Annotated in this window: 8 protein-coding genes and 1 pseudogene; 4 read left to right on the forward strand and 5 right to left on the reverse strand. The window is 71.8% G+C overall.

What is annotated here, in order from left to right; all coding sequences use genetic code 11:
- Nucleotides 1–25: 25 nt before the first annotated feature.
- Genes C6376_RS24595 through C6376_RS24610 form a run of 4 tightly spaced genes read left to right on the forward strand, consistent with a single transcriptional unit; the run spans nt 26 to nt 10015 of the window.
- Nucleotides 26–5824, forward strand: a complete 5799-nt coding sequence (locus tag C6376_RS24595; protein ID WP_107445426.1) for a non-ribosomal peptide synthetase — start codon at nt 26–28, stop codon at nt 5822–5824.
- The gene (locus C6376_RS24600) at nt 5821–7221 is read left to right on the forward strand and encodes a KamA family radical SAM protein (RefSeq protein ID WP_216825606.1); all 1401 of its coding nucleotides are present in this window, start codon (nt 5821–5823) and stop codon (nt 7219–7221) included. The genes C6376_RS24595 and C6376_RS24600 overlap by 4 nt, the downstream gene beginning before the upstream one ends.
- A gap of 41 nt (nt 7222–7262) precedes the next feature.
- Nucleotides 7263–8216 carry a TauD/TfdA family dioxygenase gene (locus tag C6376_RS24605; RefSeq protein WP_107445427.1) on the forward strand — a complete coding sequence of 318 codons (954 nt, stop codon included), beginning with the start codon at nt 7263–7265 and terminating at the stop codon, nt 8214–8216.
- Nucleotides 8213–10015, forward strand: coding sequence for a carbamoyltransferase C-terminal domain-containing protein (locus C6376_RS24610; protein WP_107445428.1), 1803 nt, complete (start codon nt 8213–8215; stop codon nt 10013–10015). Before C6376_RS24605 ends, C6376_RS24610 begins: the two co-directional genes overlap by 4 nt.
- A 264-nt stretch (nt 10016–10279) precedes the next feature.
- On the opposite strand, the pseudogene C6376_RS45405 reads toward C6376_RS24610, so the two are convergent.
- From C6376_RS45405 to C6376_RS24640, 5 genes and pseudogenes are all read right to left on the reverse strand, one after another.
- Nucleotides 10280–10414, reverse strand: a pseudogene (locus C6376_RS45405) (FAD-dependent monooxygenase); the annotation flags it as partial.
- 9 nt (nt 10415–10423) lie between these two features.
- Entirely contained in the window at nt 10424–11311 is an 888-nt protein-coding gene (locus tag C6376_RS24625) for a hypothetical protein (protein WP_107445429.1), read from the reverse strand.
- Nucleotides 11312–11542: 231 nt separating this feature from the next.
- Nucleotides 11543–12091, reverse strand: coding sequence for an AAA family ATPase (locus C6376_RS24630; RefSeq protein ID WP_159083245.1), 549 nt, complete (start codon nt 12089–12091; stop codon nt 11543–11545).
- A complete protein-coding gene (locus C6376_RS24635) occupies nt 12088–13449 on the reverse strand; it encodes an alanine racemase (protein ID WP_107445431.1) in 1362 nt (453 codons plus the stop codon). The genes C6376_RS24630 and C6376_RS24635 overlap by 4 nt, the downstream gene beginning before the upstream one ends.
- Nucleotides 13450–13507: 58 nt before the next feature.
- Nucleotides 13508–14380: a bifunctional 2-polyprenyl-6-hydroxyphenol methylase/3-demethylubiquinol 3-O-methyltransferase UbiG gene (locus C6376_RS24640; protein WP_107445432.1), complete on the reverse strand. Its 873-nt coding sequence runs from the start codon at nt 14378–14380 to the stop codon at nt 13508–13510.
- Nucleotides 14381–14406 lie beyond the last annotated feature (26 nt).

The raw sequence follows: 14406 nt of genomic DNA on the forward strand, positions 1-14406 counted from the left end.
ACCACACGATTGGACTGACACTGAGATGACGTACGCCGACGACCACCCCACCGCGTCGACGACGCCGTCACGGCACCTGGCCGAGAACACCACCGTCCCTGCCCTGATCGAGGCCACGGCCTCCCGCTTCCCGCACGCCGTCGCACTGGTCCGAGGCACCCGGTCCCACACGTACGAGGAACTCGTGGGGCGGTTCTCCGCGACGGCTCGGGCGTTGCGGGCACGGGAGGTGCTCCCCGGGGACGTGGTGGCGGTCCGTGGTGGCCGGTCGCCGGAGACGGTCGTGGCCATGCTCGGTGTCCTGCGGGCCGGTGCGGTCCTGGTGATGATCGACGTCACCCAGCCGGAGGGCCGGGTGAGTGACGTGCTGGAACGGGCGCGCCCGTCGCTGCTGGTCGACACCACCGACCGGACGTGGGACCCGGGCCATGGCACCACGCCGGTGGTCCGGCTCGCCGAGTTGGAGCAGTCGGCGGCGAGGGACGTGGAGCTGCCCGTCGTGGGCGCCGCCGCGGACGCGTACGTGTGCTTCACGTCGGGCACCACCGGCGAGCCGCGCGGTGTCCTGGGCTGGCACGGGGCGCTCGCCCACTTCTGCGCCTGGGAACAGGAGGCCCTTGCCATCGGCGCGGGCGACCGGGTCGCCCAGATGGCCGCGCTGACCTTCGACGCGGTCTTCAAGGACCTGTTCCCGGCGCTCATCGGAGGCGCCACCGTGTGCCTCCCGCCGACCGACCGTCCCTTCGTCGATGTGGCACGAGTGCTCGAATGGCTGCGCGAGGACGAGGTGACCGTCCTCCAGACGGTGCCGAGCGTGTTGTCCACGCTGCTGGCCGAACAGCCGGGCGGTGCGGGCTTCCCGGCGCTGCGTCTGGTCTGCCTCTCCGGCGAGCCGCTTGCGGGCAGCCTCGTCAACCGCTGGCGGAACGCGACCGGCGACGCGGGCACGCGGTTCGTCAACCTCTACGGGACGACCGAAGCCACCATCCTCAAATCGTGGTACCCCGTTCCGGACGGCGAGGTACCGGCGGGCATCCTGCCCGTGGGCAAGGCCATCGACGGCGCCGAACTTCTCGTGGTGAACAACCGGGGCCGGCGGTGCGGCGTCGGTGAGCCCGGTCACGTGCTGATCCGCACCCCGCACCTCACCCGGGGCAGCTGGCGCCCGGCTGCGGGAGAGGCCCCGCCCTTCGAGGTGAACCCGCTCAACCCCGACGACCCCACCGACCTCGTACAGCGCACCGGTGACCTTGGCCGCATCGGCCCCCAGGGCGACCTGGACATCCACGGCCGGGTGGACGACCAGGTCAAGGTCCTCGGTGTCCGCGTCCACCCGGCCGAGGTCGGCGCGGTGATCACCCGCATGCCTGAGGTCGAGGACGCGGCCGTCGTGGTCCGCGCCGGGGAAGGCGGTCCCGCCCTCGTCGCCTATGTCGTGCCGACCCGGGGCGCGGGCGTGGACGCCTCCGCCGTACGGCGGCACGTGGCCGCGGCCGGCTCCAACGCGATGGTCCCGGCCCACGTGGTCCTCCTGGAGCGGCTGCCGCTCACCGGCCACGGCAAGCTGGACCGGTCCGTGCTGCCCGACCCCGACGACACGGTGGAGCCGCAGCCGGAGGAGGCGGCGGACGAGGGCGAGTGGACCGAGACGGAGCGGCGCGTCGCCGAGCTGTGGTCCGAGGCGTTCAAGAAGGAGATCACCTCCCGGCACGCCAACTTCTTCGATCTCGGCGGCCACTCGCTGATGCTGGCCCGGCTCCTCGCCCGGATCCGGCGGACGTTCGAGGTCGACCTGAATCTGCCGACCCTCTTCCGGTCGGCGACGATCGCCACGCTCGCTCGGGCCGTGGACGGCGCGCTCGAGGAGGGCGCCCGGGCCGGGGACGAACCGGCGCCCGTGCCCGTCGCGCGCGAGGCCGACCAACCGCTCTCCCCCGAGCAGGAGGGCCTGTGGTACCTCCAGCAGCTGGACCCGGACAGCTCCGCCTACAACATGGCCGGCGTGTTCCGGCTGCCCACCGGCATCGACGAGCAGGCCGTACGCACGGCCTTCCTCACGGTGTGCCGCCGTCACGAGGCGTTGCGGCTGCGCTTCCGCGAGGCCGACGGGCACCCCGTGCAGTACGTGGGTGAGGCCGCCGTCGACTTCACCGCCCTGCCGGCCGTCACCGACCGGCCGTCGGGCCTGGCCGCACTGTCCGAGGCGGCGGCCGCCGCCTTCGACCTGGTCGCCGGGCCCCTGGTGCGGGTCCGGACGGTCCGGGTCGGGGACGACGAGCTCCTCGTCGGGCTGACCGTCCATCACCTGTGCTGTGACGGTGTGTCGTGGAGCCTCGTCGCGCAGCAGGTCGACGAGCTGCTCGCCGGCACCGACCGGCACACGTACCCGGAGGGCGACACGTCCCGGCTCCAGTTCGGCGACTACGTCGCCTGGCGTGCCCGCCGGACGACCGGCGAGCGCGCCGAGGCCGACCTCGCCTACTGGCGCGACCTGCTCGCCGACACCCCCCGCCCCGACGTGCCGTGGGGACGTCCCACGCCCGGCGAACGGCCGCACCAGGCACGGGTGCTGCGGGTGCCGGTCGCCCGCGAGGTGACGGACCGCCTCGCCGAGCTGTGCGCGAAGTCCGGGGCCACCGAGTACATGGCCATGATGACCGTCCTCGCCCACGCCCTGTCCCGGGCGTCGGCACAGGACCGGGTCGTCATCGGCAGCGACAGCGTGGGCCGGGACCGCGAGGAGTTCGAGGACGTCATCGGGTTCTTCGTCCGGACCCACGCCTATCGCTTCGACATGGCGGGCGACCCGACGTTCGAGGAGGCACTCGGCCGGGTCAGGTCGACGATCGTCGAGGCGTCGGGGCACCGGGACGTCTCCTACGCGCAGGTCGTCGAGGCCGTCGCCGAGGCCCGGGACGGGGACCGCAGCCCACTGTTCTCCGTGATGCTGCGGATGCCGCCGCGCGAGGAAATGCCGCGCGAGGCCGCCCTCCTGCGTCCCGTCGATGTGGTCGCCGACGCCGGTGACGGCTCCGGCACCGCGCCGACGGCCAAGTTCGACCTCACCGTGGTGGTGCGCCCCGGGGAGGCCGGCACCGTCCTGGACTTCGAGTACGACGCCGACACGGTCCAGGCCGAGTTCGTGGCCGCGCTCGGCGAGCGGCTCACGCGGCTGCTCCGCTTCGCCGCCGAGCAGCCGACGAGCCCGCTGGCCGGCAGCCGCGCCGGCCACCCGTTCTCCGAGCCGCTCCCCGCCCGGGACCTCGTCCCCGTCGCCGAGCGGTTCCGGCGCCGGGCCGCGGCCACCCCGGACGCCGTAGCGGTCTCCTGGGCGGAGGGCGAGGTGACCTATGGGCAGCTCGCCGCCGCGGTGGCGGGCGCCACGCAGGAACTTCGGGCGGGGGAGCGCGTCGGTGTGCTGGGCGGCAAGTCCCCCGCCACCGTGGCCGCCCTCGTCGCCGCGCTCGGCGCCGGCGCCACCGCCGTACTCCTGGACGACGGTCTGCCGGGACCGCGGCGCGCTTCCATGGTGGCCAGGGCCGGCGTCCGGCGGGTTCTGCTCACCGAGCCGTCGACCGCGACGGAGGTGCCGGGCGACGCCACCGTGCGACGCCTCTCCTTCGAGGAACTCGCCAAGAGCGCGGACGACGCGCTCGGCCCCGTCCCGGCACGGCCCCTGGAACCGGCGTACGTCTTCTTCACCTCGGGCACGACCGGCGAGGCCAAGGCGGTCGTCGGGTCGCACCGCGGACTCGACCACTTCATCGACTGGGAGGCGGCGGAGTTCGGCGTGCACGCCGGGGACCGCGTGGCGCAGCTCACCACGCTCTCCTTCGACGCGGTCCTGCGCGACGTCTTCGTACCGCTCACCCAGGGAGCCACTCTGTGTCTGCCGCCGGCGAGCGCCCTGGACGACACGGCGCGGATGACGGACTGGCTGGCGCGCGAGCGCGTCACGGTCGTCCACACGACACCCAGTGTGGTGGCGTCGTGGCTGCGGGACACCGACCGGGCCACCGCGCCCCTCACCGACCTGCGGCTGCTCTGCCTGGCGGGCGAGCCCCTCACCGGCCGCCTCGTCCAGGAACTGCGTGAGCGACTGCTGGGCCCGGGCACCGAGGTCGTCAACTTCTACGGGCCCACCGAGACGACCATGATCAAGACGTTCCACCGGGTGACGGCCGAGCAGGACGCGGGACCGGTGCCCGTCGGCCGCCCGCTGCCCGGCGCCCAGGCGGTCGTCCTCGGCGCGGACGGCTCGGTCCGCGGCCCCGGCGAACGCGGTGAGATCGTCATCCGGACGCCGTACCGGACCCTGGGCTACCTCGACGACGCCCGCGCGGCGTCGAACTTCCGCCCCAACCCGCTGTCGGACGACCCGGACGACCTCGTCTACCACACGGGAGACCTCGCCGTGGTCGGCGCCTTCGGCGAGATCCACGTCGAGGGGCGCAGCGACGACCTGCTCAAGGTGCGCGGTGTCCGGGTGCACCCCGCGGAGGTCGCGGCCGAGCTGACGACCCATCCACAGGTGCGCCAGGTCCACGTGGAGGCGGACAAGGAGGGGGACGGCTCGCTCGTCGCCTACGTCGTGCGCTCCGCGGGCTCCGGCCTGACCACGGAGGAACTCCGCCGGCACGCGCGCGAGCGGCTGCCGCTGGCCGTCGTCCCCTCGCTGTTCCTCTTCGTCGACCGGTTCGCCCTGCTGGCCAACGGCAAGCTGGACCGCTCCTCTCTCCGGGGCACCTCGTACCCGGCCACCCAGGAGCGTGTCGCGCCCCGGGACGACACCGAGTCCCTGATCTCCTCCATGTGGTCCGAGCTCCTCGGTCACGAGGACTTCGGCGTCACCGACGACTTCTTCGCGGTCGGCGGACACTCGCTGCTCGCCACCATCCTGCTCACCCGGATCCGCAAGAAGACCGGTCTGTCGCTGTCGCTGCGCAAGCTCCTCGAGGGGCCGCGCGTCGACCGTCTGGCCGCGTCGGTACGCGAGTTGCGCAAGGAGACCGACGACCAGGCGAGCGACCTGTTGCTGACGCTGCGTCAGGGAATGCCGGGTGGACCGCGGTTGTTCCTCGTGCACCCGATCGGTGGCGACGTGCTGTGCTTCCGGGAGGTTGCGTCGGCACTGCCCCCCGAGTTCACGGTGATCGGGGTCCGCTCTCCCGGCCTGGACGGCGGCACCGCCTTCACCTCGGTCCAGGAGATGGCGGCCGCCTACCTCCACGAGGTGCTCAAGGTGCAGCCCGAGGGGCCGTACCACTTCGCCGGCTGGTCCATGGGTGGCGCCGTCGCCTACGAGATGGCACGCCAGCTGTCCTTCGAGGGGGTGCGCACCGCGTCCCTGGTGCTCCTGGACAGCTACGCGCCGGGTTCGAAGGCCTTCGAGCACTTCGCAGGACCCGACGCCGACCGGGTGGCGTCCTTCACTCGTGACCTGGAGCGTATGACCGGCGAGCGGGCCGACACCGCGCTGCTCACCGGTGAGCGGCCGGCGGCCGGCGAGGAGCAGGAGGCGCTGCGCCGCAGATTCGCGGTCTTCGACGCCAACGCCACCGCGCTCGTGGACTACCGGATGCGGCGCGCCCGCCTCAGGGACACCCGGCTCACCCTGGTGCTCGCCGGTGACCAGACGCGTCCGGAGGGGACGTCCCCGGCCCTTGGCTGGGAGGAGGCACTGGGCACGCCGGTGGAAACCCGGACCGTGGCCGGCGCCGACCACTTCACCCTGGTGCAGCGGTCCCATGCCGCCGCCACGGCCGGGGAGATCGCCCGCGCGGTCGTGCCGGGCACCGCCGGCCAGGACGAGGGGCACGGATGAGCGACGTGACGGCGCCCCGCTTCCGGGCGTACTCGGCACGCGATCTGGACGCGCTGCTGGACCGGTGCGGGGCGGACTCCGAGACGAAGCTCCAGCTACGGGCCGTGGCCGCGGTCCTGCCGTTCCGGACCAACCAGTACGTGGTCGACGAACTGATCGACTGGGACGACGTGCACGACGACCCCGTCTTCCGGCTGGTCTTTCCCCAGGCCGACATGCTGGCCGCGGACGAGCTGAAGACCATGACGGACCTGCTGCGCGAGGAGGCGGGCCCCGCCCGTCTCGCGCCCGCCGTGCGGGAGATCCGCGCGGGGCTGAACGCGCATCCGGCGGGCCAGACGGACCGGAACGTCCCCGCCTGGCAGGGGCAGCGACTCTCGGGCGTACAGCACAAGTACGAGGAGACGCTGCTCTATTTCCCGCGTCAGGGCCAGACCTGCCATGCGTACTGCACCTACTGCTTCCGCTGGGCGCAGTTCGTCGGGGTACCCGAGCTGAAGATGGCCGCGGAGAAGGACGACGCCGACGCGCTCGCCGCCTACCTGCGGCACCACACGGAGATCACCGACATCCTGGTGACCGGCGGCGATCCGCTGATCATGCGCACCGACAACCTGCGGCGCGCGCTGGAGCCCTTCCTCGCCCCGGGGATGGAGCACATCAGGAACATCCGGATCGGCACCAAGGCCCTGACCTACTGGCCGTACCGGTTCACCGACGACGAGGACGCCGACGACCTCCTGCGCCTGTTCGAGGAGGTCCGCGCCCGCGGTCGGCACCTCGCGGTGATGGCCCATGTGACGCATCCCCGCGAGCTCCGACCGGAGCCCGTGCGGCGCGCGGTCGAGCGGATCCGGTCGACGGGCGCCGTGATCCGCACCCAGGCGCCCCTGGTCAGGTCGATCAACGACGACGCGGGCGTCTGGCGGGAGATGTGGACGCGCGCCGTCGCCCTCGACGCCGTGCCCTACTACATGTTCGTGGAGCGGGACACGGGCCCGCGCCAGTACTTCGAGGTTCCGCTCGTCCGCGCCTGGCAGATCTACCGGGAGGCGCTATCGTCCGTGACCGGTCTTGCCCGCACGGTGCGCGGCCCGTCCATGTCCGCCACCCGCGGCAAGGTGGTCGTCGACGGCGTGACGGAGGTCGCGGGACAGTCCGCGCTCGCACTGCGCTATCTGCAGGCCAGGGACCCGGAGGTGGTCGGGCGGCCGTTCTTCGCGCGGTTCGACCCGCAGGCGACCTGGGTGACGGACCTGCGGCCACTGTCGCCGTCGGACGCGCCCTTCCTGGACCAGACGGCCGAGGCCCGTCCCGAGGGCCGGGCCGGCGGACAGGCCCCGGGGCCCACCGGGGTGACGGCGCCCGCCCCGGGTGTCCCGCGCCGGCCCGTCTGACCCCTCCGCCCGTCCGCAACACCGTTACGTCAGGAGACCGCATGTCCGAGCCGGCAGTGCTGCCGGCGGTGGTGGAAGCAGGTTCCACCACCGACCTCGTAGACCTCATCGAGCACGATCGTGACGAGCTCCGCTCGGCCCTCGACACCCATGGAGCGCTCCTCTTCCGGGGCTTCGACATCGACGGCGTCGAGGGACTGCAGTCGACCGTCAACGCGCTGTCCGGTCAGACGCTCACCTACACCGAGGCGTCTTCACCGCGCACCTCGATCCAGGGCAATGTGTACACGTCCACCGACCACCCGGCCGAGGAGGAGATCTTCCTCCACAACGAGTGCTCCTACCAGGACACCTGGCCGATGACGCTGTACTTCTACTGCCTGCGGGCACCGCAGACGCTGGGATCGACACCGCTGGCCGACACCCGGCGGCTGTACGCGGCGATCGACCCTGCCGTACGGGAGGAGTTCGCGCGCCGGCGCTGGAGTCTGGTGCGCAACTACCACCCGCACTTCGGCGTCCCGTGGCCCAAGGTGTTCGGGACCGACAGCCGGGCCGAGGTGGAGGCCTACTGCAAGGAGCACGGGCTGGTCCCCGAGTGGACCGGCGAGGACGGGCTGCGCACCCGCGTGGTGCGGGACGCGATGCACCGCCACCCGCGCACCGGTGAGGAGGTGTGGTTCAACCACATCACCTTCTTCCACGTGACCACGCTCCCGGAGGACGTCCAGGAGGGCCTGCTCGCGCTGTTCGGCGAGGACGGCCTCCCCACGAACACGTACTACGGCGACGGCGGACGCATTCCCGACGACGTGATGGACCACCTGCGCAGCCGCTACGCGCAGTGCCGGGTCCGCTTCGACTGGCAGCAGGACGACATCCTCGTGGTGGACAACATGCTGTCCAGCCACGGCCGGGAGTCCTTCACCGGCGACCGGAAGATCGCGGTCGCGATGGCGGAGCCGCACACCGCCGGACAGGGAGAGCCGCGATGACGGTGCAGAACACGCGTACCCCGGCACCCGCCGGACCCGTGGTCCTCGGGATCTCGGCCCACTTCCACGACTCGGCGGCGGCGCTGCTGGTCGACGGCCGGCTCGTCGCCGCGTCCCACGAGGAGCGCTACACCCGGCGCAAGCAGGATCCCGACCTGCCGCTCGCCGCTGTGCGCGACTGCCTGGACCAGGCCGGTCTGCGCATCACCGACGTGGACTGCGTGGCCTACTACGAGGACCCGGCGAAGAAACTCCACCGCCAGCTGTGGACCGGGCTGCCGGCCTTCCCGGACAGCAGCGCGAGCGCCCTCTACCGCCTCGACGCCGACCGGCCGCTCCGGGAGATCCGGGACCTGCTCGGCTGGGAGGGCCGCGTCGAGTTCGTCGACCACCACCTCTCCCACGCCGCGAGCGCCTACTACTTCTCCGGTTTCGACGACAGCGCCGTGCTGACGGTCGACGCAGTCGGCGAGTGGGCCACCACCAGCTGGGGGACAGGCCGGGGCGCGTCGCTCGAACTGACCGAGCAGGTCGAGTTCCCGCACTCCCTGGGCCTCCTCTACAGCGCGGTCACCGGCTACCTCGGCTTCGAGGTGAACGAGGGCGAGTACAAGGTGATGGGGCTCGCCCCCTACGGCGAACCGCGGTTCCGGGACGAGATCGGCCGGCTGATCCATGTCACCGAGGACGGGTCGTTCCGGCTCGACCTGGACTACTTCGACTTCACCAACCCGGACGGCATGCTCGGTGAGCGCTTCACGTCCCTGATCCGCGTACCGCCGCGGGTGCCGGAGTCGGAGATCGAGAAGGTCCACCACGACCTCGCGCGCAGCATCCAGGTGGTGACCGAGGAGACCCTGCTGCGCATGGTCGACAAGGCCCACCGCATGTCGGGCAGCGAGAACCTGTGCATGGCCGGAGGCGTGGCCCTCAACGTCGTCGCCGTGCGCCGCATCGTCGAGGAGGGCCCATTCGCCAGGGTGTTCGTGCAGCCGGCCGCCGGCGACGCGGGCGGCAGCCTCGGGTGCGCGGCGGTGGCCCACCAGCGCCTGACCGGACAGCGGCCCCACCAGGACCGGCTGACCTCGGTGCTCCTCGGCTCCGGCACGGACTCCGACGGTGTCGCGCGGCTGCTCGGCGCGCGCGCCGGCCGGCCCTTCGCGGACTTCCGCGGGGACGAGGCAGGTCTGCTCGACGCCGTCGCGGGGCGACTGGCCGACGGCAAGGTGATCGGCTGGTACCACGGCCGGGAGGAGTTCGGGCCCCGTTCCCTCGGCGGACGGTCGATCCTGGCCGACCCACGGGGCGACGACACGCGGGACCGGATCAACGCCTCGGTCAAGATGCGCGAGGCGTTCCGGCCGTTCGCCCCCGCCGTGCTGGCCGAGCACGCGCACGAGCACTTCAGGCTCGACCACGAGTCGCCGTTCATGCTGGAGACCTGCGAGGTCGTGTCCCCGCTGTCGCTGCCAGCCATCACCCACGTGGACAAGTCGGCCCGCGTCCAGACGGTCACCGAGGCAACGAACGGGCGCTTCTACCGCCTCATCCGGACGTTCGCCGACCGAACGGGCTGCCCGCTGCTCCTGAACACCTCGTTCAACCTCCGAGGAGAGCCGATCGTCCACACCCCCGTCGACGCCCTGCTCTGCTTCCTGAGGTCGGACATCGACTGCCTGGTGCTCGACGACTTCGTTCTGGACCGCGAAGCCCTCCCGCGGTCCTGGGTGGCGTGGTTCAAGAACACCCGGCCACCGCGCCGGAGCCGGGTGAGCGACAGCGTCTACACCCTGCTTTGACGGTGCTGTGCACTCCGCTGCCCGATGGGGGAGTTCAGGCCGTGATCCCATGGGGAGTACCCGCCGTCGATCGCCGTGGCTGCCGGCAGGACGGAGGCGCGGCCGGGTCTTGTGCGTCAGGACCCGGCGTTCTGTCAGGTCAGCGCATCCTGCCACGTGGCTTCAGCGGCGGCCCGGGCGGCAGCTCCGGCGCGGGCAGCGGCGCGCCGTCGTAGCCCGTCACCTCGCCGAAACGGGTGCCATATCGAAGTCCGTCGGTGTCCGGGCGGCATCGGCGAGCAGGGTGATCCCGGGCTTCCGGTCCCAGCGGTGCCCGACCGGAAGGGTGTGAAGGCGGCGAAGGACCGGCGCGGTGTCGCTGTCGGTGAGGAACGCGGTGAGCTGAGGTGCGCAGCCTTCACGCCCGCCTCATGCGCTCCCTCGGCTCAGGCGACCGACTGCCCACGGCAGGAGCTCCTTCGCCACCGCAAGGCTGAACGGCCTCACGAGCGAGCACAGTTCGACGCAGGCCGTAGGGCCGAGCGTGAGATACGGGAGGGCGGCCAGCCTGTCGGTGGTGTGCTCGATCTCCGCCCTGCGCCGCGCACCCTCCTCGGTCAGGGCCAGGTCCGGCCCGTCCTCGAGCCATCCACGCTCGCGCAGGCTCTGGACGGCCTGGCCCCACTGCTGCGGCGTCCATGCCCGTGAGTCGCGCAGGACCCCTGCGTCGACGTCGCCCGCGGCGCCATGCGTGACGAGTGCTTCGATCCCGCTCAGTCCTGCGGTCAGCAGTGCCCCCACATGGCCGTCGCCCCGGAACTCCCTCAGCAGGGTTTGCGCATGCCAGAGCACGAGGTGGGGCTCGCTCGGCCACGGCAGTGCGGCGTGCGCGGCAAACAGTGGACGGCCCTGTGGGTGATCAACAGTCACTTCAGCTGCGGCACGGGCCAGTTCCGCCGCGCGGGCCATGGTCGGCGAGGAGAGCTCCGCGCCGAGGATGCGGTGAAGCGTGGCATCGATCCCTGCGAGCCGGGCAGCGGCGAACTGCTGTGGCGTAGCGGCCTCCCACGCCGCAGGTATGACCCGGCGCACCAGTTGTGGGTTGAAGTTGTAGAACGTGGCGATGACCACATCCGCCGAAGCCGGGCCGAGCGCGGCCGAACGGGACGCGAAGTACCCCGTCGTGGCGTCCACGCCCAACTCGTCGTACCGGCCTGCGGCTTCGGGCGAGAAGTAGACGGCCCCGTGGTAGGGCTCGAGGGTTCTCCAGGTCTCGCGCGCGAGGGCGAGGCTGTCGCGGTTCACGTTCTGCGTCATGAGCGGCTCTCCGTCCCGGGGCGGATGAATCGTTGATGTTCATCGAGCACATGACGGCGTATCGGACACCATCATGCGTACCGCCTGGTCGGTACGTTATCGGAGAGCGGCTCCGGCGACCACTGCCCTGCAGCCGGTTCTCCGCGCCGGACCACGAACGCCAACTCATCCACAGGTCCTGACGATTGCTCCCGCGAAGGCGGGCCGGTGACTCGTCCGGAGCCGGCCGCGTCATAGGTGGGCCAGCAGTTCGCGGGCCACCTCCCGCGGAGCCTTGTCGGCGGTCCACAGATGGGTGCCGAAGGCCGGGCCCGCCAGGGCGTCCAGGCAGCGGTCGAGCTGACGGCCTTCCCAGCTGAGCTCTCCCCACGCGTCAGCCGACTCCCGGCGTTCGGCCATACGCCTGCGCAGGCGTGCGCGGATCGTGGAGGCGTCGGCCAGCAGCGTGAAATGGCGTACGTCGGTGCCGTCCCGGCGCAGCGCGCCGACGATCCGTTCGAAGACCGGCATCCGGACGATCGTCATCGGTACCACCAGGGGGCGGCCGTAGGTGCGGGCGCACTGCTCGACGAGCACCCGGGTCAGCGGTGCCCACGCCGGCTCCAGTTCGAACTCCTCCTCGCGCAGGTGGTCCGGGAGTTGGCGCCACAGCATGTGCCCGACGTCCTCCGGATCCACGACCAGGGCGTCCGGGAGCAGTTCGGCCACGTGACGGCTGACGGTGCTCTTTCCGCAGCCGTACGGTCCGTTGATCCAGACGACGGGGGCGCCGCCGCTCACAGCAGGATCTCGTAGCCGTAGAGGGCCCGGTACATCGCGCTCTGGGCGTCGTCGTCGAAGACCGTCCGGATGCGGCGGCCGTCCAAGGAGTCGCTGAAGAGGTAGCGGGGCAGGCGGAAGGCCCACAGTTGGGTGAAGACGGTGGAATAGGCACCGCAGTTCAGCAGGAGGAGGGAGCGGTTCTGCGGGCCGTGGGGCAGGGTGGCGGTGCGGCAGACCAGGGCGGGGGCGCAGGTGCTGTCGCCGACGTCGTACGCGGTCCACGGTGTGCCGGGATCGGGCAGCCGGGTCGGCAGGGGGTGGTAGGTGACTTCCGCCATGTCGATCAGCACGTTGGAGCCGATCTCGGTGACGAGGTACGTGCGGTCGCCGTTGTGTTTTTCGGTGGTGACCGCGGTGAGACCGACGGCTGCGTCCGCCGTGAGGTAGCGCCCGGGCTCGATGTGCAGCCGGAACGGATAGCCGATCGAGTCGAGTTCCTCCTTCGCGATGGCCGCGAAGTCCTCGGGCCCCAGCCCTGAGCGGTGCAGCAGGAAGCGGGTCTCCAGGCCGCCGCCGATGTCGATGACCTCGAAGCGCAGGCCCAGTTCCCGTTCCGTCTCGCGGGCCACCGCGGCGACGCCCGCGAGGGTCGCCCGGTACTTGGCGGGCTGGGAACAGTGGGTGACCTGGTGCGCGTGGAGGGCGACCACCTGCACCTCGGGCGTGTCGAGGGCCGCGCGCGCCAGCCGCAGGAACTCCCCGCCCTCCCAGTCCACGCCGAGTTTGGAGGAGGGGGTGATGTAGATGCCGTCGTGGTCGACGGGCGGCGTCACGCGCAGTCCGATCCGGGCGCGGCTGCCGTGGCGCCGGCAGGCGGCGGCCACCGTACGGAGGTCGTCCAGGCAGTCGACCACGGTGAGGCCGACTCCGGCGGCGACGGTGGCGTCGGCGTACTCCTCGCTGCGGCCCACGCCGTTGCTGACGATGTCGGCCGGCGCGAAACCGATCTGTTGGGCGATCTGGAGTTCGAGGGCGCTCATCACTTCGGCGCCCGCGCCGGCCCGGTGCAGGACGGTCAGGCATTCCTTCAGGTAGCAGCTCTTGATCGCGGCGAAGGTGCGGTGGCCGGGGAAGTGCGCGCGGTAGGCGTCGTCGATGCTCCGGTAGTTCTCCCGTACCCGGTCGCCGAAGTACCAGATCAGTGGCGCGCCGGCCTGGTCCAGCAGTTCCTGCGCATCGTGTCCGTACACGCGCAGGCGGCCCTGGTCGTCGTAGCGGAGGTAGTCCAGGAGCCGGTGCACCCCGGTGATCTCGGACTTTTCCAGGCCGATGAGGTCGCGGGCGCGGACCCGGGAGGCGTCGTGGGCGGTGGCCATGGCGTCGTGTTCCGATCTCCGGGCGGGCGACGGCCGCCCGGGTGGTGTCGCGGGGCGGTCAGAAGAGTTCGACGTAGCGCGCCGGGTAGGCCGCCTTGTCGTGGCGCAGTACCAGCACGGAGTAGCTCAGGTGCCGGCGCAGAAGGTTGGAGGCGCGGCGCACCCGGGTGAGGCGCTCGATCATCGCGCGCCGTACGGGTGCGTCGGTGACCCCGGACTGGGCGCAGGCGCGGTCCACGGTGGAGGTGCAGTAGTGCGCGATCTCTTCCTCGGTCTCCAGGACGGGCTTGCGGGCGGACGCGTACATCACGTCGAAGCCCCGGTAGAGGGCCATGGCCTCCTTGTAGGTCTCCATGGGGCTGGTGATGCCGAAGACCTCACGACGTACGGCCTCCGCCTCGGCCGGCAGGGGCTGCTCCGCCCAGAAGGGGGAGGCCAGCAGGTGACCGCCGTCGGTGAGGAATCCGCTGAGCCGGTGGGCCATGGCAGCGGGTTGCGGGAAGAAGCCGAGGGCGGCGCCGACCACGACGTGGGTGAAGGGTCCGCCCGGCGGGGTGGTGGTGGTCGCGCCGTCGGCGGTGAAGTAGTCCAGGCGCAGGGAGGGGTCGGTGTTGAGGTGGTTGTGGCGGGCCATCCGGACCGAGTCCTCGGAGAGGTCGAAGCCCACGGCGGAGCAGCCGGTCAGGCGGGCGAGTTCCCGGGAGGAGAAACCGGTGGTGCAGGCGACCTCGAGGACGGACGAGGAGGCGTCGACACGGCCGAAGACGGCCCACTCGTTGAGAGTGACGTGGGAGCCGGGCGGCACATTGGTCTGGTTGACCATGGCGACGAAGTCGGTGTAGCTCGCGGCGTGGACGTCCTCCGCGGTCTGCGGGATCCGGGTGAGAGGCCAGGCCGCGGGGTGGGATCGCGAGGTGGTGGCGGTGGTCATGACGGGGCTCCGTTTCGAGTGCGGCG

Source organism: Streptomyces sp. P3 (assembly GCF_003032475.1).
In the GTDB taxonomy this organism is placed as follows: Bacteria; Actinomycetota; Actinomycetes; order Streptomycetales; family Streptomycetaceae; genus Streptomyces.

Bases quoted from the DNA above. Each gene is read 5' to 3' on its own strand.
- C6376_RS24595 (WP_107445426.1), top strand. From the start codon at position 26: ATGACGTACGCCGACGACCACCCCACCGCGTCGACGACGCCGTCACGG.
- C6376_RS24600 (WP_216825606.1), top strand. From the start codon at position 5,821: ATGAGCGACGTGACGGCGCCCCGCTTCCGGGCGTACTCGGCACGCGAT.
- C6376_RS24605 (WP_107445427.1), top strand. From the start codon at position 7,263: ATGTCCGAGCCGGCAGTGCTGCCGGCGGTGGTGGAAGCAGGTTCCACC.
- C6376_RS24610 (WP_107445428.1), top strand. From the start codon at position 8,213: ATGACGGTGCAGAACACGCGTACCCCGGCACCCGCCGGACCCGTGGTC.
- C6376_RS24625 (WP_107445429.1), bottom strand. From the start codon at position 11,311: ATGACGCAGAACGTGAACCGCGACAGCCTCGCCCTCGCGCGCGAGACC.
- C6376_RS24635 (WP_107445431.1), bottom strand. From the start codon at position 13,449: ATGGCCACCGCCCACGACGCCTCCCGGGTCCGCGCCCGCGACCTCATC.
- C6376_RS24640 (WP_107445432.1), bottom strand. From the start codon at position 14,380: ATGACCACCGCCACCACCTCGCGATCCCACCCCGCGGCCTGGCCTCTC.